Origin of the sequence: Neobacillus massiliamazoniensis (genome assembly GCF_001048695.1) — a bacterium.
Classification (GTDB): Bacteria; Bacillota; Bacilli; order Bacillales; family Cytobacillaceae; genus Neobacillus; species Neobacillus massiliamazoniensis.
The window spans coordinates 419986-442253 of record NZ_CVRB01000002.1; the positions used below are offsets into that span (position 1 = coordinate 419986).

15 protein-coding genes and 1 riboswitch are annotated in these 22268 nt (G+C 38.5%); of the genes, 4 read left to right on the top strand and 11 right to left on the bottom strand.

Annotated elements, in window-relative coordinates:
* Window positions 1-17: 17 nt before the first annotated feature.
* Entirely contained in the window at window positions 18-1202 is a 1185-nt protein-coding gene (locus BN1082_RS10030) for an NAD(P)/FAD-dependent oxidoreductase (RefSeq protein ID WP_090633886.1), read from the bottom strand.
* A 259-nt stretch (window positions 1203-1461) separates the two neighbouring features.
* On the opposite strand from BN1082_RS10030, the gene BN1082_RS10035 reads away from it, so the two are divergent.
* Window positions 1462-1644, top strand: coding sequence for a YolD-like family protein (locus BN1082_RS10035; RefSeq protein ID WP_090633888.1), 183 nt, complete (start codon window positions 1462-1464; stop codon window positions 1642-1644).
* Between the two features lie 571 nt (window positions 1645-2215).
* Here the strand turns inward: BN1082_RS10035 and BN1082_RS10040 are convergent.
* Both BN1082_RS10040 and BN1082_RS10045 read right to left on the bottom strand, forming a co-directional pair.
* Window positions 2216-2689, bottom strand: coding sequence for a GNAT family N-acetyltransferase (locus BN1082_RS10040; RefSeq protein WP_245640380.1), 474 nt, complete (start codon window positions 2687-2689; stop codon window positions 2216-2218).
* A 56-nt stretch (window positions 2690-2745) separates the two neighbouring features.
* Window positions 2746-3867 carry a DUF1835 domain-containing protein gene (locus tag BN1082_RS10045; protein ID WP_176699725.1) on the bottom strand — a complete coding sequence of 374 codons (1122 nt, stop codon included), beginning with the start codon at window positions 3865-3867 and terminating at the stop codon, window positions 2746-2748.
* 332 nt (window positions 3868-4199) lie between these two features.
* Between BN1082_RS10045 and BN1082_RS10050 the strand changes: the two genes are divergently transcribed.
* Both BN1082_RS10050 and BN1082_RS10055 read left to right on the top strand, forming a co-directional pair.
* The gene (locus BN1082_RS10050) at window positions 4200-5342 is read left to right on the top strand and encodes a glycosyltransferase family 4 protein (protein WP_090633892.1); all 1143 of its coding nucleotides are present in this window, start codon (window positions 4200-4202) and stop codon (window positions 5340-5342) included.
* 30 nt (window positions 5343-5372) lie between these two features.
* Complete coding sequence (locus tag BN1082_RS10055) at window positions 5373-6356, top strand: metal-dependent hydrolase (protein WP_176699726.1); 984 nt, start codon at window positions 5373-5375, stop codon at window positions 6354-6356.
* Between the two features lie 377 nt (window positions 6357-6733).
* Here BN1082_RS10055 and BN1082_RS10060 read toward each other — a convergent pair whose 3' ends face one another.
* Window positions 6734-8110, bottom strand: coding sequence for an amino acid permease (locus BN1082_RS10060; protein ID WP_090633896.1), 1377 nt, complete (start codon window positions 8108-8110; stop codon window positions 6734-6736).
* 533 nt (window positions 8111-8643) lie between these two features.
* Window positions 8644-8724: riboswitch (glycine riboswitch) on the bottom strand.
* Window positions 8725-9132: 408 nt separating this feature from the next.
* Between BN1082_RS10060 and BN1082_RS10065 the strand changes: the two genes are divergently transcribed.
* The gene (locus BN1082_RS10065; RefSeq protein WP_090633898.1) at window positions 9133-10599 is read left to right on the top strand and encodes a S8 family serine peptidase; all 1467 of its coding nucleotides are present in this window, start codon (window positions 9133-9135) and stop codon (window positions 10597-10599) included.
* A gap of 247 nt (window positions 10600-10846) precedes the next feature.
* On the opposite strand, the gene BN1082_RS10070 is transcribed toward BN1082_RS10065, so the two are convergent.
* From BN1082_RS10070 to BN1082_RS10095, 7 genes are all read right to left on the bottom strand, one after another.
* Window positions 10847-13990 (bottom strand): efflux RND transporter permease subunit, encoded by a 3144-nt coding sequence (locus BN1082_RS10070; protein WP_090633899.1) that lies wholly within the window; start codon window positions 13988-13990, stop codon window positions 10847-10849.
* Between the two features lie 127 nt (window positions 13991-14117).
* A complete protein-coding gene (locus BN1082_RS10075) occupies window positions 14118-16721 on the bottom strand; it encodes a bifunctional YncE family protein/alkaline phosphatase family protein (protein WP_176699727.1) in 2604 nt (867 codons plus the stop codon).
* Window positions 16722-16850: 129 nt separating this feature from the next.
* Window positions 16851-17666, bottom strand: a complete 816-nt coding sequence (gene phnX, locus BN1082_RS10080; protein WP_090633903.1) for a phosphonoacetaldehyde hydrolase — start codon at window positions 17664-17666, stop codon at window positions 16851-16853.
* Complete coding sequence (gene phnW / locus BN1082_RS10085; RefSeq protein ID WP_090633905.1) at window positions 17663-18757, bottom strand: 2-aminoethylphosphonate--pyruvate transaminase; 1095 nt, start codon at window positions 18755-18757, stop codon at window positions 17663-17665. Before phnW ends, phnX begins: the two co-directional genes overlap by 4 nt.
* A gap of 21 nt (window positions 18758-18778) precedes the next feature.
* Entirely contained in the window at window positions 18779-19783 is a 1005-nt protein-coding gene (locus tag BN1082_RS27945) for an extracellular solute-binding protein (protein ID WP_218055147.1), read from the bottom strand.
* A gap of 42 nt (window positions 19784-19825) precedes the next feature.
* Complete coding sequence (locus BN1082_RS27950; protein ID WP_218055148.1) at window positions 19826-21448, bottom strand: ABC transporter permease subunit; 1623 nt, start codon at window positions 21446-21448, stop codon at window positions 19826-19828.
* On the bottom strand, window positions 21441-22193 hold the full coding sequence (locus BN1082_RS10095; RefSeq protein ID WP_090633907.1) for an ABC transporter ATP-binding protein: 753 nt from the start codon (window positions 22191-22193) through the stop codon (window positions 21441-21443). The genes BN1082_RS27950 and BN1082_RS10095 overlap by 8 nt, the downstream gene beginning before the upstream one ends.
* Between the last annotated feature and the right edge of the window lie 75 nt (window positions 22194-22268).

A 22268-nucleotide genomic window follows, 5' to 3' on the forward strand; every position in this document is an offset into this window, starting at 1 on the left:
CTACTTATCTATTTTCTTTATTTTATTAGACTTGCGACATCCCATGTAAGTTTCCGAATTCGCCAACCTAACTTTCCCGTTAAAATAATGTCTAGACCCCAGTGACGTGTCCACACCAATCCCTGCCCTGGGCCGAGGCCTATGCAGAAAAAGTCCATGTAACTCTTATGCGAAGGAGCAAGCTTCCCTTCCATATCTGCCAATATAATCTTTCCAAGTCTTGACGCTTGAGCGGTTGCTTCCTTGCAAGTTTTCCCGTCCTTCCTTCCGCTAGTAGGATCTAAAATTTGAGCGCAGTCCCCGATACAATATACGCCTTGAAGCCCCTTAACTCGGTAGCTTGAGTCTACGACCACATATCCTTCCTGAGTGAGAGGCAATCCGAGCTCTTCTAGTATTGGATTCGGCAACAGTCCCAACGTCCAGACACATAGTCCAACAGGTATCGTTTTACCACTTGATAAAGTTAAAATTCCTTCTTTCTCCTTTAATGCCTTGCTCCCATGTATAGTCGTTACGCCTTTTTCAGCAAGTGAATGTTCTAGTTTAAGTCCCACCTTGGTTGGCCCCTCTTGAAAAAGCCGATTATGCGCGTTCAAAAGGTATATCTTCACTTCACTCGGATCAAGCCCCATTGCTTTAGCATCTGCACGAACGTGATGTGCCAGTTCAGCTGATGTCTCAATACCGCTTATGCCAGCTCCGGCAACGGCAATCGTCATTAATCTCTGCCGTTCTGCCACATTTGTTTCTTTCATCGCTTTTTTAAAATTAACACGCCACGCCTCTCTAATCTCCTTCGCCGCTTCTAAGTCTGTCAAAGCCATACCACCTTGTGCAGGGTCGGGTTTCCGAACGATACTGCCTGCAGTAAGAACGAGGATATCGTAGTTCAACGGACACTCATTCCCTGCCGTATCTTGATATATCATCCTTTTCTTTCCTGATTCGATTTTTGTTACAGTAGCCTGAACGATTTCAACCCCCTCGGGAAACAATTTTTTAAACAGGATTGTAATCTCTTCATCCCCAACCGCCGGCTTAAATAGCAGCACCTTTCGAAGGTGATAAGGGTTTTTATCGATTAAAATAAGTCGAAGCCTTTTTTTACTAGATTCCTCATGGAAATTTTTTTGAATAGCTTTAACAGCATTAATACCTGCATATCCTCCACCAACGACTACACATGTCAATACGTTCATCATGCTCACTCCTTATCTTGTTTGAAAATATAACGAGATAAGGTGCTGTTTTGTGACAACTGCTTTTTTTCAATTACTGAATTAGTGGCAGATAATCGTGTTCAGCTGGCGGATAGCCACCCATACACCATCGAAAAGAACTTGTAACCATTTTCCAGTTTATTAAAATATATCCTTAACAGCTTCTTCATCTTTTCTTAACATTTGCAGCATATAATTGAATTGTGTAAAACAATACTAATTTTTGAGGAGGGTTAAAATGTTTTTAAAAAAACTGGCTGAGAGGAAAGTGGTTACAATTGATTATGATACAAACGGCACCTTACAAACCTTTAAAGGACGTGTTCATAACCTTAACTTGCGTGAACAAATATTATCTTTAATAGATGACAAACAAAAGACTTACTCCTTTCGTTTATCGGGGATTAGAAAGGTTTATTAACTTTCTTAAAACAATCCAACTGATGTATACTCCTAGAACCTTTCAAATTCCCCTTCGAAATTTTACTCCTCTTCAGGAATCTCAACTTAAAATACTTTTTGGGGCAAAAACAATATATACTTTAGGAATCGAGGATGAACTGTCCTCGATTTTTTATGATAAGGTTGGTTGAGATTAAAGTAATATCGTTAACCTAATAGAGCTTATTGGCGACAAAAATATGAACAATAACGCCTAAAGTGGCGTCAATATACCTTATTAACGTCAAAAACTGGTGCAACAACGCCTAAAGTAGCGTCAATAGCCCTTATTAACTTCAAAAACTGGAGCAACAACGTCTAAAGTGTCATCAATAGACCTTATTAACTTCAAAAACTAGAGCAACCACTCCTAGAGTGTTATCAATAGACCTCATTAACGTCAAAAGCTGGAACATGCTCAGCCAAAGTGTCGTCAATAACGCTTATTAACGACAAAAATAGAGACGCACCTTAATATCGTGGAAATTTTGGTTGGTATTCATATACTTGCCTTCTTTCCTAGAAATTTTATTTCCTTTTGTTTAAGCTCACTACTCACCTGGGAGTAAATTTTTTTCAAACATCACCATATCCAATGCTCTGATTCCATTTTCATAAATAGGTCTTGGATAATTTTTAAAGAAATCCTTTTTAATTTCAACCATCCTGAATCCTACCTTTTGATAAAATGCTAAGTTAGCAATACTTGAATTAGCCGTACCGACAGTCATTTTATGAAATCCTTTAGTTTGATAGAAATTAAAAGCTTCTTTCACTACCAATTTCCCTAAGCCTCTTCCTTGATATTCTTCTACTATAGCAATATTCTTAAGCTTAACGATGTGGCTAGAATGGAAAGTAAATAAAACTACCCCCACTTTTATTTCTTCATAGCAAATCGAAAACATCTCTCCATCATTTATATACTGCTTAACTACTTCATCACTTTCATCTGCTAAAAGCAGATAATCCAAAAACATACTTCTTCTATCTTGGTCCACGGGTTCTAACGAAATGATATTCACAGGTACCTCCAACCTTTTTATTCGTACAAAACTGGTGCCTGACACCAACGCAGCAGTTAATCACGTAGTTTCACACTATAGTGTCTCATTGACTTTGGAATCCCTTTTAATTCAAGAACTCCGTTGTAGATTAGATGCCTGAGTCGATATTCAAAATAGACGTCACCGACAATCTCGTCTATTTGGTGCAAGATTTCCCCAACCACTCTTCCGGCCCTAATGAAATCCATGCTCTCCTGCTTTTGATGCGTCTGTTCAATCGTCTTTAAGATGAATGAATCATAATAGTCTTCAGGTACACTCGTAACTCTCCCTTTCTGCCATACTCGAAGAACATCTTTTGCTTGGGCCAGGGATTCCCATTCTTTTTGATATTGAATTCGTTCCTGCTGCGATAGAGTTTTTTCCACGCTGATATGTTCAAATAGAAGTTTTAACTGAGGTGGCCGAAGCATACTTGAGTGGAACATCGATTGTTTTGAATCATAAGGAGTCATCCAGTAATCAGCAAGGTCAGTCGTGTTGATTACAGTGATTTCATTTGTTTTATCCTTTAATAGATAGAGGAACAAGCGGAGTCCTGTTTGTTCGTTCCCATTATTGGCAACCCAAATATAGATGGGAAGATGGTCAGGAATATCTGCTATTTCTAAAAGCGTATTGGTAAATCTGTTTTCTAATTCATAATCATCCTGTTCAAAATTGATATTCTCATATAGCCATTCATAACGGTAGGCTTGGCCGATTTTACTCTCAAGCTTCCAAATGGGGCCGATTGAAAAAGGGTCTTGAAATCCAATCACTTTCTTTGGCCTGTCTAAACCAACTCTTAAAGAACCGACTGTGGAGGGGGATGAAACAAGATGAACAGTGGGGACTTCCATACCTCTATCCCTTTGGATAATATTCCGCCGGCTTTGTATTAGTTGATTTATTTTTCCAGCCATGAAATGGTATTGATCCCGTTGAAGAAAATAGCCTCGACCTACAAGGGCGACATGCGCTTCATGATTAAAGGTCTCAAATTCATCCTCATTTTTAATCTCATAAGTCTGCCATTCTCCACGTTGGGACAAATCTGAAACTGTTAAATACTCTTCCCCTTCAATCTTATAAACGAAAACGACGTTTGGCTCAGCGAAAAAATAAATAAAAGGATAATTGGTTTTTGTTTTCATGGCACCCGCTCCTTCATTGATCATCTTATCTTTATTACCTCCATGATAAAACAAAAGGTTTATTTTTCCAATATAAAAAGAAACCCCGAATAATGGGATTTCATAAAATAATTAAAGAATATTCTAATTTGCCCTTGGAATGAATAATCACTCAACCAATATCGACAGATACAAAACAAACCTTTGATGCTATTTCCCATTAAATATACAAAATCTTTACAATTTTTTAACAGCAGGTCAAGAAAAAAATGTCCACACTTTAATACAATAAAGTAGAGATATTAATTGAAGGGATTGGATGAAGATTACGTCTACGGAAGGAGGAGATTTTTATGAAAATTGCTATTTTCACTGATACTTTCCATCCTGACATTAATGGGGTTGCCCGAACGCTTAAACAGTTTACTAACTATTTAGATACTCAAAACATATCCTATAAAGTTTTTGCACCAGATTCTTATGGAAACGAATATGTTTCCAACAATATCACCCGATTTAAAAGCTTCTCTTTTTTCTTGTATCCAGAATGTCGTCTAGCTTTTCCTAGCTTTTTTAAAATTAAAGCTGAATTACAAGATTTCTCTCCAGATATCATCCATGTCGCTACTCCATTTAACATCGGACTTTGCGGTATTTATTTAGCCAAAAAGTTAAACATACCGCTTGTCGGCTCCTATCACACCGATTTCGATTATTATTTAAAATTTTATAACCTCCAATTTCTTTCTCGTATCCTATGGAAATATATGCATTGGTTCCATCGACCATTTAAAAAAATATTTGTCCCTTCTAATGAAACGCTTTTGCAGTTAAATCGCCAAGGCTTTGCGAATCTGAAAATTTGGTCTAGAGGTGTCGATTGCCAACTGTTTCATCCTTTTTATGATACAAAGACTGTTCGCGAGCAATACGGCTTATCAAAAAAGTACCTCCTTACCTATGTAGGCAGATTAGCACCTGAAAAAGATGTAAACACCCTCCTTGCTGTTGCAAAAACACTCCCTGCTGAGATCAATGAACAAATTGAATGGCTGATTATTGGTGACGGACCACAAAGGGAGGAACTTCAAAACGGAGCCCCATTGAACATGTCTTTTACAGGATATTTAACCGGAGAACAATTGGCTAAAGTCTATGCAGCATCAGACCTATTTATTTTTCCATCTCCTACTGAAACATTTGGAAATGTTGTTCTTGAAGCCCTTGCAAGTGGAACACCTGCTATTACTGTCAATTCTGGTGGTGTAAAGAGTATTATCTCAGTAGGGGTTACAGGCTATTTGTGTGAACCAGGAAACGTACAGGAGTTTGTACACTCCATTCTTCAGCTTTTAGAAAATGATAGTTTACGGAAGCAAATGGGTCTTGAAGGAAGAAATTATGCTTTATCACAAACATGGGATCACATTTTTTCCAATTTACTCTGGCATTACACTGATGTAATCGAGGAACGAAAGATACAAAAATATGCATGAGTGTTCAACAATCTATAAGGAGTGAACCGCTTGGATACATTTTCTCACATCATCATCGGAGTAGGTATAGGTGCTCTTGCTCAAATCGATCCCACAGTCACAGAAAGTAATGCACTATCACAAGCCGTCATTTTAAGTGCGGTAATTGGTTCAAACGCACCTGATTTTGACTTTATCTATCTGTTGAAAGGAAAGGGAAGCTATTTCCGGAATCACAGAAGCTGGTCACATTCTCTGCCTGCTCTTCCATTGCTAGGCATCGCTGTTTCTTGCTTGATCTACCCACTCTTTCCTAGCTCATCATTTCTTCATCTATTTTTATGGACACTATTAGCGGTGATTTTACATGTGGTTTTTGATTTATTCAATGTCCACGGAACGCAAATCCTGCTGCCTTTTTCCCGAAAATGGATTGCCTTTGATTCGATCCCTTTACTTGATCCCTACATTCTGACGCTCCATTTTCTAGGGTTTGGTTTACTCCCCTTCTTTAAAGCTGGGGAAACCTTTCTAATCATTTATATATTCATATTTTTATATGTAGCAATTCGTACACTTTCAGCAATAGCAACAAAAAGGCACTTACAAAATCATTTCAGGAATGCAACCAGAATAAAACTAATCCCCCGAATGGCTATATTTAATTGGGATGTCATTATTGAGACACAGGAAGATTTCTTGTTTGGCGTTTATTCGGAAAATAATCTTTCGATTGAACACACACTTCCAAAAAAAATCGACTTTCCCGTATTGGTTTCAGACAGTAGAAATGATCCGTCCGTTTCCGACTTTCTTTCATGTACGACATATGCCTATCCATTTGTTCGTGTAAGGAAAAGCGGCTATTTCGTCTATTGGATGGATCTCCGTTTTCGCACTAATAAATTTTTCCCATACCTCGCCATCATGTTCATTTCCTCTGATTTCAAAAGCAAGAATAGCTATGTAGGAAAGATACACTCTTTAAAGGAATACAAAAAGGTGTTAAAAAACTTAAAGGATAGTTATCAATAAAACTAAAAAAGGGATAAGGAACTCTGAAAACACACGTTCCTTATCCTTTAAGCAGGGAACCACCCTGCTTATTTCTTTCATCAAAAATATCGCCAACTAAATTATCAATATCACTTCTTTCTAGGCCTTTTTCTAGATTCTATATACCTTATCAATGTAATTTTTTGGAGGGAAAAATTGACTATATTTTAGATTAAATAAAAAGATCCTCTATTTATTTGAAATTTAGAAGATCTTTAAGGTAATTGTTTCTTAAATTGGTTAATACTAAAATGGAATCTAAGGACGTATGGTACGGTTCACCGCACCTATGAAAGAGGCGGTTTTTACCGCTCCCCGGCACGTTAAAGCATTAGCATATAGGGGCTCAGACAAAATTAATTGTTGATTCTATGCTGATAATTTAATATTTTTTCTTCTTTCTTCCTATATGAATACCAAGTAAATAATAGAATAAACCATAGAGGTGTCAACAATAAGGCCGGACGTGTAGCATCAGCAAACAGCATAATAATGAGAATTATGGCAAACAGTATTAGGACTGCGTAATTAATAAATGGTGTTAATGGTGCTTTAAATTTTGATTTTGCTTCTAAGTCTGAACGTGTTTTCTTATATCTTAAATGACAAATCAGGATGACACTCCAAACCCAAATAAAACAAATGGCACTAATGGTTGTCACGATTTCAAAAGCTTGTTCCGGAATAAGTTTGGTCAAAAGAGCTCCCACCGATAGGACAAGCGTGGATATCAATAACGCGTTACCTGGGACATGATTTTTATTCAGTTTTGCAAAATTAGATGGCGCCTGGTCATTATTACTTAAATAAAAAAGGATGCGGCTTGTTGAAAACATTCCGCTATTACAAGCAGAAGCTGCTGAAGTTAATACGACAAAATTAATAATTCCTGCAGCAATCGGAATCCCGACTAGACTAAACGTTTTAACAAAAGGACTTTCTGCTGCATTTAATTCCGTCCATGGGTTAATACATAAAAGGACAAAAAGCGCACCAACGTAGAAAAATAGAATCCTTAAGGGAATTTTATTTATAGCCGATGGAATATTTTTTTCTGGATTGGATGTTTCCGCTGCCGATACACCTACTAATTCCACACCGACAAATGCAAATACAACCATTTGGAATGAAAGTAAGAAACCTGAGATTCCGTTTGGAAAAAGTCCTCCATGTTCCCAAAGATTTTTAATAGTAACAATACCTGAATCTGTCTTGAATCCCGTCACTAGCAAAATAATCCCAATGACAATTAATACGAGAATAGTTATTACCTTTATTAAAGCAAACCAAAACTCCAATTCCCCAAAAATCTTTACAGTTAATAGATTTAGTCCTAGTAAAATGATCAAACAGACGATTGCAGGTATCCATTGTGGAATATGAAACCAATATTGTACGTAAACACCAACAGCAATCACATCACCCATTGCAGTCATAATCCAACAAAACCAATATGTCCATCCGGTTACAAACGCTAAGCGAGGTCCAAGATAGTCTTCAGCAATGTCTGTAATAGATTGATAACCTGCTTTAGACAACAGGAGTTCTCCAAGTGCCCTCATAACAAAAAAAATGGCGATACCTACGATTAAATAAGCAAGAATGATGGATGGGCCTGCCAGTTGTATGGCTTTACCGGATCCTAAGAATAGTCCGGTACCAATGGTGCCGCCAATTGCGATTAGTTGGACATGCCGATTTGATAAATCCCTCTTTAATTCTTGTTGTGCCAATCCTAACTCCCCCTAAAATTAATTAGTGCTATACAACGAGCAATAAAGTGAACTTCCATCAGTGGGGTTTTCTTCATCCCCCACTGATGGTTAGTCCCGTTCTACTATCTCTAATATCAAGGCTAACGCCTTGATAAAGAGATAGTACGAACCCGATTGGTTCAACTAGGCCGCTGAAGGACGCAGCGGCAAGTTTCACTGTATCTCACCAATCGGGCTTTTACTACAAAAAGCGAAAGGCGTTTGCTCAGGGGCGACCAGCATAAGGCGAAGTCATGGTGAGGCGCTCTTTGCCTCAACATGACTTTGACTTATGACTCGAGCCCCTAACGCCTGCAGCTAGATTAGGCAATGATCCCCCACCTATCTTCCTCACTTCTCTCTCAATCTTGAGGTGGGGGTCTTACTGCCCGTTAATGCGGGATAAGTTAAACCAATAAAAAAAGAGATTGGATATCCTCCAATCTCTTTTCCATAAGAATAATAAATAATATTTTTTATGCTAAATATTATCAGCACAACAAATAAATATTCAGTACTCTTCTGTCCTTTTGCCTGAGATTGTGAACCCTTCGGCGCCGCAAAATTCTTGCGTTCTCTCCAGAAGCTGCTCCTGCTATAGTGTGATCCATAGCAATCATAGCTTGCTAATTATTAATTTTATTAACTATTGCTAATTATTTTTTAATTCTAGTATTAGTTAAATACTTTGTCAACATAAATAAAATCTATTCAAACCGCTCATTCAGAGGAAATTTTACTATTATCCAATAAAAAACCGCCTTTATTTATGGTAAGGTTCACCGTAACTAATCTAAATGAGATTTTATTATTTAACAATGTTTAGTCTTTTAGTAGTAAGTAAAAGTACCTACATAATTACTATGAAATTGAATGATGAAAAACTATAGTTAGGTATTTTATCTCATTATTTAAAATTTTCAGATTAAAGGTCCAAATAATAGATTGAATAGCTTATAATTAAATTGTTTAAATTTTACAGATAATAAGGGGGAAATTAAATGAAGAAGAAACTAGCAGTTCTATCTATTTGTTCGGCTCTATCATTTTCTTTACTAGTTGGGATCCCAACAAATAAAACAAAGGCTGCACCTGAAAAGGAGCATTATGTATTAGCGTATAAAGGGAAATTACCTGGTAATTTCTCAGAAACAATCTCTAAGGCAGGAGGGGCTGTTGAAAGAGTTATACCTGAAATCGGGATTATTGAGGTAGCTTCAGCAGATCCAACCTTCCTTTCAAATGTGAAACAAGATACAAGCATTCAATCGGCTGAAAGAGAACTTGAAGCATACTTAGAAACTGATCCGGATGACGCCGTGAATTTTACTCCTGGTACCCCAAATGGGCAGAAAGTCACTTTGGATTCAAACGAAGCAAGCTATTGGGATAAACAATGGGACATGCAGCGTTTAACACATGAAGGTGATTCTTATAAGTTAAATAAAGGTAATCATAATACGGTTGTAGCAGTTATTGATACAGGAATTGACTTTAGCCATCCAGATTTAAAGGATAATGTCGATTTCGCGGGTTCGAAAACCTTCGTACCGGGCACAAAAGATGCTTGGGATCAAAAGGGCCACGGTACACATGTCGCTGGATCCATTGCAGCTAATGGGAAGGTTAAGGGTGTAGGTCCAGATTTAACGGTCAGAGCATACCGTGTTTTTGGAGCAACCGGAGGAGCACAACAATCATGGATTACCGATGCCATTGTAGCAGCAGCAAACGATGGGGTAGCAGTGATTAATATGTCCATCGGGGGCTGGCGTTGGATGGCTAATAACCTAGATGAGAAAGGTAATTCAGCTTCAATGGTAGCCTATCACCGTGCCATTCAGTATGCAATCCAAAAAGGAGTTACAGTTGTGGTGTCTGCTGGTAATGACTCAAAAAACCTGAGTGATTTACATGATATGCAGGCATATTGGAAGGCAACTTACGGTATAGACATTAAAGGTCCATCTCGTGTCGTACCAGCCCAAATTCCAGGGGTGATTACTGTATCTTCCTCAAATGACTGGTCTGATAAGAGCATTGCCTTCTACTCTAATTACGGAAATGCCATCGACGTTGCCGGTCCTGGTGGGGATAATGGTCCATTATATGATAGTTTATATCGTCAGAACCCAGACGGAAACTATTTAGATAAACGTGATTACACTTATCGAACATTGTCTACTTACCCTACTTATCCGGTTGCAGGTGGGAATGCAACTACGCAGTTCAGTGACGGACAATGGCATGGCTATTCCTATTTACATGGAACTTCCATGGCAGCACCGAAAGTCGCTGGTATCGCTGGAGTGATTAAATCCGCTCACCCTGAGTATAATCCTTCCCAAGTGGCAGCCGCCATCAGACAAAGTGCTATTGATTTTGGTAAAGTCGGGGTAGATCCACTATACGGGTCAGGCGAAGCCAACATTTATAACTTCTTATCAAAGGATAAATCTAAAAAATAATAGTTAGGCCGCTGAGTATAAACTCAGCGGTCAGATTGTAGACAAAAGGCAGCCGAATGAGTTCATTCGGCTGCCTTTTTGTGGTGATTTTCATCATTTGTCCGTCTCCAAATAGGAAAGTATTCTTACCTATAAGAATTTACGAATATTACCAAAAACCTTTAGTTCCATTTATATAGATCAGCAACCCTGTGAGAACCAATTTGCTTAAACAACATCCGCTGGTTCCGATTTATTATTCTTGGTGTTAAATATTTGAAATAGACTGTTTTACCTTCGTTTTTCCAAATCGAAGCCCCATGGAAAAGCTGACTTTATTTTCTCTATGGAGCCATCGATACATGATTGGAATAAGGAGAAGGCTGGAAATGGTTGAACTTATCAGCCCTCCCACAACCACTATTCCCAAGGTTTGAGAGATAACGGTATCAGTGCTTGAAGAGAGCGACAAGGGAATCAAGGTCAAGATGGTCGTAACAGCCGTGGTCAATATCGGCCGGACCCGGGAAAGTGTTCCTTTTAAGATGGCCTCTTCCGCTTCCATTCCGATCCTCATATTTTTTTCAATCTTATCAACAAGGACAATTCCGTTTGTCACAACAATTCCTGTCAACATCAATAATCCCACAAGTGCTGCAAGATTCCATTGTTTACCACAGATAAATAATCCGATAACAGAGCCTGTAAAAGATAATGGGATGCACATTAAAACCGATAATGGCGCTTTCCATCCCCTAAAAACAGCACTGATAATGATGAGTACCAGCAAAATAGAAAAGGATAAGGCAATAGCCATTTCGTAAATCATTTCATTTACCTGTTTAGGCGCACCCGCAAAAGAATATTTTACGCCCTTTGGTAACGGAATATTTCCAAGGGTTGTTTCTACTTGTTTTGTTACTTTACTAATATCGTTCGAAGTTATGCTTGCCGTGACAACCGCGAATGGCTGCCCGTCTTTCTCTTGAATAACTGATGGGTCAGTACTTGGTGAAAGTGACGCAAGCTCACTTAATTTTACCTCTTTTCCTTTACTATTAAGGAAAGTTTCGTTTCCCATCAATTTTAATAGGCTTTGCGAAGGATTATTCCCTGTCGCATTCCCGCTGTTTTGAGAAGCGATATCGGAATGAAACACTAATGGATACTTATTCTTATCAATTGTAATCGATCCGGTTGCTTCTTCAGCCGTATAAAGCTGAATCCGATTTAATATATCTTCCACCTTTATCTCGTTTAACTCAATTGCTTTTCGGTTTAGAGTAATTTGATATTGTGAAACCTGATCCACTTTATCGGCCAATCCTGCAACTGCCAATCCAGGAATTGCTTTTAGCTGATTTGAAATGGTACTGGCCATATATTCCAGTGTATGGCTATCCGAACCGGTAAGATTGATTTTTAATTGTGTATCGTCCCCTGCAAGATTTTGATTTGTGACGGTATAAATGGCTTTACTTGATAATGAATCTAATTGTTCTTTCAACTGAATCATAAAATCATTTATATCTGTTCCAGGCTTTACCGATATAGACAAATTGGCGACATTCGGCTTCTGGATCCATCCGCCTCCCACATCAAATACATCATCTGATTGAGGGGTAAAAGAAGAACCCAAGCCTGATGAAAAAACGTCCACCTTTGGATTATTTTTCAGTAATGCCTCCACTCTTTTTACTTCGGTATCCATCTCAGGCAGCGATGTACTTTGGGACATTTCTACTTGAACACCAATTTGTCCCTTAGGATTTGTCGATGGTAATAAGTTAACGGGAAGAAAGGCTGCTACTGCTGCCGATAGCAAAAATAATATAGCGGTTGTGATCAAAACAAATTTTTTTCGTTTAAATCCCCAATTAAATATTCTTTTAGAGATGGGTTCCAGATGATCCTCAACAGACCGTGGCTGTCCCTTCCATAACAGGTTGTAAAGGGTAGGTACCACCAAGATGGAAACAAATAATGATATAATCAATGCAATGACAACAGACCAGGCAAATCCGGAAAAGGCTGAACTTACCATTCCTCCAATAAGTGCGATCGGAACGTATACGGCAACAGTTGTTGCTGTAGAGGAGACAATGGCAGGAATCATCTCACTGACTGCCATTGATAACCGATGAATGCCTGATATTTCTTTCCCATCTTGGACTTTTCGATTCATATTATCAAGAATAACAATCGAATCATCCACTACTCTTCCCATTGCAACGATGAGACCTGAAACGGTAAGAATGTTTAGACTTATTCCCATTGTTTTTAATATGCCAGTGGTTGCCAATAAACAGATTGGTAGAGAAATGGCGATTAGTAAAGTAGATCGAACTTTACGGAAGAAAAGAAATACAGAAATCATTGAAAATAAACAGCCAAGCAACCCTTCTTTTATGAGCCCCTGTAATGACGAATTTACCTGCTGTCCCTGGTCTAAAATAATGGATAGCTTTGTATCTTTATTTTTAATTTCCGGGATATCCTTCAATTTGCTCTTTATTCGTTCCGTTACATCCGTGATATTGGAAGAAGGAGTTTTCATAACATCTATAAGGACACTGGGAACCCCATTGGTTCGAGAGATCGTTTGCAGGTTCACAATTGAGTTGGTAATAGTTGCAACATCGGAGAGCGGTATGCTTTTTCCATCTTGACGATGAATTTTTAGCTGTGAGAGATCCTGCTGATTTACCGCCCAACCGGAAACTTGTACCGGAATGGACACCTGTTGATTGGAAATCGTTCCTTCTAATCCGGTTACACGGTTCTCCTCAAGTGAGTGTTTTACGTCATCTAGTGTAAATCCTGCATTTTTTAGGTCTTCCATTCGTAGAGTTACGGCATACCCAGGGCTTCCTCCCCCAGTTACAACTACATCCTTTACTCCAGGAACTGTTTTAAGTGCATTCGCAACATCTGATTGTATGTCTGTTCTAAGGGTATTTTCAGTATTATTTGCCGAGGAACTCATCAGGCTCATTCGCATGATGGGCAGGGAATTCGTACTAAGGCGGGTTACCAGTGGTTTTTGAACATCTGATGTCAGTGATACTCCCTCTAATGCCTTGGTAACTTGTGTTTCCGCCTTTTCCATATCATAAGTCATTGGAAAATTCAGACTAATAAGGCAGCCGCCATTGAACGAGTTGCTTTCAACATTCTCCAAACCATCTACTACACGGACTGCCTGTTCAATTTGATTCGTAATATTAGCTTTTACATCTCCAGCTTGATAATGATCTGCATGCACAGTAATGTTTAATGTAGAATTATTTATAGGCGGAAGGTAATCCCGTTGGATTTGCCAAGCGGACATTCCCCCCCAAACCAATAACAAAGCAATAAAAGTGAGAATCAGAATGGAACGCTTCATTGTTGCATCGATTAATCTTTTCATTTGTTGTATTCGAGTAGTGAAACCCGAAATTCCTCCTTATATTAAAACGTCATAAGTTGTAAATGAATTCAGGGTCCAAAGAATTAACTAGGACCCTGACAGATTAAATTTATAGGAGACTATTATATTACCAACCTACTGAAGCATTATTCTTTGAAGCTTGTTCATCGTCAGTACCATTGCCGATTACATTGTGTTGTGGTTCAGGCATACGTACATGCGGCCCCTTGATTGCCTTCCAAATATCTTCATTCAGCTTTTGTGGATCGGCTTGGTCCGGTTGCCCAACCATTTGCGATTGAGTCATAACACTGTTTGATGGAACAGCAGTTTGAGTCGTAGGCGTGAGTGTATTGTATGGTGCCACGCTAGGCGCAAGTGTATTGTATGGTGCAAAATTTGGTTTATCAGTAAATGACCAGATCATTGGCACTGCAGCCGCATCATATTGTGACATTGGCTCTATACCAAGGAAAAGTTCCATTGTCCGTAACATGGAGACTTGGCTATAGAAGTGTGAGTCTACCTTTCCAGTCTGAGTGTAAGGACTGATGACTTGGGCAATCGTTCTGTGTGCATCCACATGGTCCGAACCTGCTTGCGTATCATCTTCTACCACGAAAATGGCCGTATCTTTCCAGTATTTAGAATGAGAAACAGCATCGACAATTTTTCCTAATGCCAAATCATTATCGGCAACTAATTGTTTTGCGGTTGCCCCTCCTGCCGTATGGTCACGAGGCAGGTCGATAAATTGCATAGTAGGCATATTATTATTGGCAACATATGACTGAAAATCTTTATTCCATATATCAAAACGTTGCTGGTCAGACTTACCCATATCAAACCATGGATAATCATGATTCGTATTGTTGTTTAGAATTTTATCGTGGGGATAATATTTTCCTGGCTCAGTCTGAATACCTTCATTTGAATTGATCCAACTACTTGGAACCACAAATTGACCATAGTTGCGGAAAGTTATGTTGTGATCGGCAAGTTTGTCCCATAAATAGGCATCGGCTGGATTTGCACTTCCGGCGGCAACATCCGGATGGTAACCCTCGGAATCATATTGAGAGCCGTTTCCTGCATATCCCTGTGCAGTACCCACTTCATTATAATGGTTGGAACTAGCCTGGGTAGCCCACTGCCAGCCGTTTTGACTTACTTCACCGTCTCCATAAAAATTGTCAAGGGTGACAAATTGCTGAGCAAATTTATGCTGGTTTGGCGTGACATCTTGTCCAAAAAGGGTAATCGATGGATCCCCGTTACCTCGTGGTGTACCATCAGGATTTTTCAGGTCGCCGAGCACCTGGTCATAGGTACGATTCTCTTTGACAATGTAAATGATATGCTTGATTGGTGAAGAATCCCCTACATTATGAGGTACAATGGTACCGGTATCTTTTTCATCAAAACCGCGAACCTTATTTTTTTGATGAAAATCATTATTGTCATTTACTTGTTGCGTATATTTTGCCAGCTGATCTTCAGATGGTGTTGGTAAAACCGCTAAAGTTCCTGCAAGCAGATTTTCAATATACGGATAGCTATTAGGATTGGAAGGATCCGTTCCTTTGTTTGGTCCAGTACCCGAACCTTTAGCGCTAGTGATCAGCAACTGATTATCCGGTGTCACTTGAACTCCGGTCGGGTACCAACCAGTAGGAATCAATCCCTTGATTCGGCCAAATTTTCCTTTATCAGAGACATTCACCACAGCTACGTCGTTATTGCCGCCATTTGTTACATATAAGGTGTCACCATTGGACGATAAAGCTAAATTATTCGGCTGTGTCCCGGCGTGCGCACCGCGGAACGGCTCAACAGAGATCGTGTCGGATACAGTATTTTTAGTCGTATCAATGACGGAAATAGTATCACTGTCCCCATTTGCCACAAACATCCGGTTTTGCTTTGCATCGACTAACATCCGGTTTGGATGAGTGCCAACGGTAATCGTGCTTTTAGGTGTCATTGTTAATCCTTCAACATTAAGGACGGATAATGATTTTTCACCCTGATTGCTGACATATGCCGTCTTTCCATCCTCCGAAATTACAACCGCAAATGGATAAGCGCCCACATCTGCTTGAGAGGTCTGACCTGTTGCAACATCTACTGCAACAAGTTTATTGCTAAGCTGACCTGTTACATAAACGGTACTGTCATCCTTCGAAACCGCTACATCTTGAGGATAAGTTCCTTTTGGAAGCGGGATCGTTTTTTCAAGGGATAATTTATGTACACTGCTATCCCAGCCAAATACGACCACAGTATTTTTATTTGCTGTTGCAAGGTACACATGTGTCCCATCATGGCTAAAAGTAATACCTGGTGCAACACCTTGACCAGCATTTCCATTCAGCTCTACGACTTGAAGTACGCTGCCATTCTTTGCATCCATAACCTGTACAGTCTGCTTTCCATTTTGATCGTGAATAATGTTAGGAACCAATACTGCTGAACCATCTGGTGATAGGACAGCATTGCCCGGAAAGTATCCAGCTTTCTGTTGGGTACCGACAGGGGTAACTTTCCAGCCGGCAGGAGTGATCGAGGTTCCATCCGCTTGTGGACCTGCATGTGGAGCTGTAAACACATCGGCTGCCATTCCGACACCGGATAGTGCAACCACACCTGCGCAGGTAAGAGCTGCAATCGCAGACTTCGAAACAAATTTATGCTTCAATAACTGTTTAAGCTTTTTTTGGTTACCTTTCATACATAACATCTCCTTATAATCGTTTACAATGGGAATAGCATTCAGCAAATTGAAATAGAAATCGTCTGACTCATCTACTCTGTATTCAGCGAACTAAAATTGACATCACCTCCTCTCCTTAAATTGTGATTATCTTGCGTTAGGTCTTTTTCCTTCTGCTATAAGTTTATTAATCTCTTCAATTAACTCTGGAAGTTCACTCATCGTTTTGATCGTAAAATCTGCCCCATTTTTTCTAAAGGACTGTTCTGTTTTAGTGATCAGTGCTTCACGGTCACCTTCGGATAGTGCATTAAATTCTTCTAAATTTAATCCCATTTCAGAGCTTCCGATAATGACACCGACTGACCAAACACCTGCATTAATCCCCTCTTTTATATCAGAGGTCGTGTCACCAACTTTTATAACCTGCCATGTTGCGGATAATTTTAATGCTTCCATGTTTCGGAAAATCATATAGGGATATGGTCTTCCAAGAGAATTCGTTCCATCAGGTGTAATATAAAAATCTGGACCATAGCCTTTTTTCAAAGCATTTGGAACGACGACATCCATCATGGAATCGGTATATCCTGTTGTGGAACCAATTTTTAACCCTTGATTTCTCAACACTTCAACCGTCTCAATCACCTCTGGGATTGGATCGGTATATTCTGATAATGATGCCATGAGGGCAGGTTCAAATTCAGCATATAAATTTTCTACATCCTGTTCATTAAAGGGTACACCGCATTGTCCTTCCCATAATTTGGAGATTCTAGGCATGGACAGCATCGCACGAATGTGGTCGATTTTTAGCATCCCCATTGGTGCTCTTGCTTCTTCCATCGTTACGTTAATACCTGCATGTTTAAAAATATCAACAAATACATTCACTGGTGCAAAACAGCCAAAATCAACAGTAGTCCCAGCCCAATCTAATATTACTCCTTCAATTTTGCTCACTTTGTCACCACTCCTATGTATTCTTCGATAATATTGCATAGTTCGTTAATGTCATCTTCATAAATTTCACCGATATTCCCAATTCTGAAAGTTTCTACATCCGTTAACTTTCCTGGATAGAGGACAAAGCCTCTCTCTTTCATATAGGAATAAAATTCATCAAAATTGAATTGTTCATTTGGGAACAGAAAGGTTGTAATAATCGGCGATTGTTTGTCAGCAGAGATATAGGCATGCACCCCTACTTCTTCAAGCCTTTCTCTTAAAATCCGATTATTATGTTGATAACGGGCAAATCTAGCTGGAATACCGCCTTCATCCATTAATTCATCGATTGCTTTAGAAAAAGCAGCCACAACATGTGTCGGTGAAGTAAAGCGCCATTTCCCGTCCTTCTCCATTGCCTTCCATTGATCATATAAATCTAGTGATAAGCTTCTAGCATTCCCTTCGCAAGCAAGTAGTTTCTCGCGCTTAGCAATGACAAAGCCAAAGCCAGGTACACCTTGAATACATTTATTGGCACTGCTGATTAAATAGTCAATTCCAAGGGAAGGCACATTGATTTCCATTCCACCAAAACTGCTCATCGCATCAATGATTAACGATTTGCCATATTCCTTTGAAAGGTTTGCTACCATATCGAGCGGATTTAAAATTCCTGTCGTTGTTTCACAATGAACCATGATCATATGGGTAATTTCCTGGTCTTTTTCTAATATATCCCTAATATCCGCTTCATTTGGATATTCATCGTATTCTACACAATACTCCTTGAATGAAAGACCGATATATTGCGCCATTTTTACAATCCGTTCACCATATGCACCGTTTGTAATGATTAACGCCTTATCATCATTCGTGATGGCCGAATTCATAACGGACTCAACGGCAAACGTACCGCTTCCTTGCATTAAAACAACGGTGTATTCTTCGTTAGTAGCACCTGCAAACTCAAGCAGCTGTGCTCTAATTTTTTTGGTAATATCCTTATAATCTTGATCCCAAGTACAACGGTCAAAGAGCATTTGCTCTTTAACCGTACTTGTAGTCGTTAAAGGACCTGGTGTTAAAAGTTTATAGTTCTTCATTTCACTTCACTCCTACTAACCTTACTTTGCTGAATTAAAGAATTGTTGGTGCTGCTGTAATAAATCAACTGTTAATGGTTTTTCAAATTTCTTTGAATGGGCAGGTTTATGAACGTCACTAACGGTTTCTCCTTTATAAAGAGCAACTGGATAATCTTTTATTAAATCTTTTCTGCCATCTTTAATAATGACTTCTGCCATTTTCATTGCTAGTTCTGTTGTTGGATCATCTTTTTTAACAACAGCAACGGATTCAGTAAGTGAGAAATTACCTTCAGTCGGATCAATATAATCAATTGGTGCACCTTGTGCTTTCGCATTTACCGCTTGGTGACGAAGTCCAAAACCTGCAGCAACTTCCCCTGCTTGCACTTTCTTAAGCGGACCTGAGCCTGAACTTTCAAGATGTGGACCACAATTCACAATTAAATCGTGAAGAATGGTTTTTCCTTCTTGTTCACCGTATTGAGTAATAATAGCTTGAACTAATAACCAGCCTGTTGAAGAGTCCATAATATTTGGAATTGACACTAAGCCTTTAAATTCTGGTTTCGCTAAATCTTTAATCGAAGTCGGCATTGGTAAACCCTTTTGTTTCATGACTGCTGTATTGACAAAGATGGAACCAGTATTCGCTAAAATCGGCGTATAATAGGATGGATATTGTTCCAATGCGTTTGTAGTAAACGTTAAGTCTTTAAACATAGAGTATTTTTTTTGCGCACTATCAATAAAATACGAACTCATGGTTACTAAATTGGCATCAATTTTATCTCCCTCTGCCATGAGCTTGCCGCCTAATTCAGACGTACCTAAGGACTGAACGACATATTTCCCGTCGTATCCTGCTCCTTTTAATGCTTTTTCCATCGATGCAACTGCTTCGTCATCCGCATTTGTTAAAATCACCACTTTTTTCGCTTCACCTTTTGCTGTTGCATTTGATGTATTGTTACAGGCTGCTAAAGCAAATACTAAACTGAGTGCAACAAGCGATAACAAAATACCCTTAATCTTTTTAAACATACTAATTCCCTCACTTTTAATAGATTTTTATTCAAAAATCGTTTATAAACGATGATTTGATTGTCGTTTTTGAAAAGAATCACAAAGTAACTTAACGAATAAATTGGTAAAAAAGATTAGTATTGATAAAACAAAGATTTCATTGAATTTAGCAAAATGCTGTAATTCTTGAATTTTGCTTGCTACTACTGAAGTTTCCGCTGTAACCAAGAAGATAATTCCACTAATCGTTACCATCGCATTGATAAAATAGTAGCTAATCATTTCAAATACCGTCGATGCTGAGTTTGGTAAAATCACTCTGCGGATGGTTTTGAACCAGCTATCTCCCAATAGTTCTCCAGTCGTTTCCCACGATGGATTCATTTTAGCCAGAGAATTTTTTGCCATTAAATACGGTGTCGTAAAGTAGTGAACAATCGTACATAAAACAATGATGGTGAATGTACCTTTGAAATTACTGTTATTAAAAAGCAGTAAATAGGATAAGCCTAATACCATACCTGGTACCGTATTTGTGATCATTGAAATGAGATCCATGGCTGATTTCCCTTTAATAGGGGTACGCACATTTAAAAGAGCTGCGCAATAAGCAATGGCTGTGCCGAATATGGCCGTCAATGATGCTACCAGTAGTGAATTTTTATAAACATTTACTAAATCAGTCGATTGAAATACATCCGTAAAATGCCTAAAGGTAAACGTAAGATTAAAAGGATAGCTAGTGACGAACGGTGTAACAAACATGACAACAAAAATAGCAATCATGCTTAAAAGTATGACAGCCGAGATCACACCGAAGAAAATATCTCTGCCTTTATTCTGAATCAATTCCATATCGCTGAATTTGTCGTAATGAAAATTAAATTTGTCAAGATAATTTAAAAGGAAGACAGCAAACACGGCCGGAATCAACATGATCACTGCAATCGCCGCGCCATGATTAAAATCTGGAATGGCACCAAGCATTACTTGATATAGTTGAGTGGCTACAACATAATACGTTCCCCCAACTGAGGCCGGTATTCCAAAGTCCGTAAAGCTTAGGATAAAGGAAAGGACGAAAGCTCCTCCTAAAGTTCCCCATAATGGACGAATAATCGTGTTCATTAAACTTCTTACTGTTCCATCACCCATTAGCTTTGAAACAATGATAAATTTCTTATCAATGTACTTAAAGGAATTATTGATCAGAAGAAACGCTGCCGGTAATGTGTAAATGACATATCCGATTAATAATCCGTTAAACCCATAAATTTCAAATAAATTCCGACCAAAAAGTTTTGTAATGAATCCCTGGTTTCCGAAAGAATACATAATCGCAAATCCATATGTAATGGTCGGAAGCAGCATAGGAAGAAGGATTCCCGTTTTAAACACGTTTTTTAATGGACCATAGATTCTAGTACAATGGATAGAATAGGCAAGAATAAATGCCAAAATAGTAGTGATAATAGCCGTTGCACTAGAGACCTTTATACTGTTTCCAATTGACACTATAAGATCATTATTTGACAGTATCGAAAGATAGTTAGATACAGAGAATCCATGACTTGTTTCAAATGAACGAACAAATAAAATAGCTAAAGGCAATACGAGAAAGAGTGCAAATATACATAAAATGATAGGATAAATAATCCGCATTTCCGGTTTTACATTAGGCATATTTTTCACCAAATAAGTTATAAATATTTTGTCTTTTAATCTGTAATTGTTTTAGAATAAATTCTTTTACAAAATCATTACTTGGTTGATTGATAATTTCATGCGGTGTTCCGAACTGCGAAATAGTACCCTGATTAATAATGAGAATTTTGTCTGACATGGTTAACGCTTCTTCAGGATCATGTGTGACAATAATGGTTGTAAGCTTAAATTCCTTTGCAATTGACTTAATGCGTTCCTTAATGGATTCTTTAATGACCCCATCTAATGCACTCAATGGCTCATCTAACAATAATATTTTCGGCTTTGTTACTAATGTTCTTGCGAGTGCAACTCTTTGTTTCTGACCACCTGATAATTCTCCTATTTTCTTTTCTAAATGAGGCCACAGCTCTAAGAAATCAATATAATCATGAAGTTCTTTCTCCGTCACCAATCCCTTCTTATTTCTTAAACCATATACAATATTTTCATAAGCATTTAAATGAGGGAAAAGAGCATAATCCTGGAAAACAATATTAAATCCTCGATTCTTCATTGGTACATGACTCAAATCCACATCATTAAAAATAATTTTTCCCTGATCCATTTTTGTTAACCCCAAGATAATATTCAATAAAGTGGTTTTCCCACTACCACTTGGGCCAAGCAGCGAAACAATTTCTCCAGTGTTAATTTCAAGATTAATATTTTCTAAAACGATCTTATGATCGAATTGTTTGCTTATATTTTGCAATTTCAGCAAACGGTTCACCTCCTTAACACACCCTTAGTATACGAACTATTTGTAAATTGAAGTCGAGATTTATGTAAATTATGT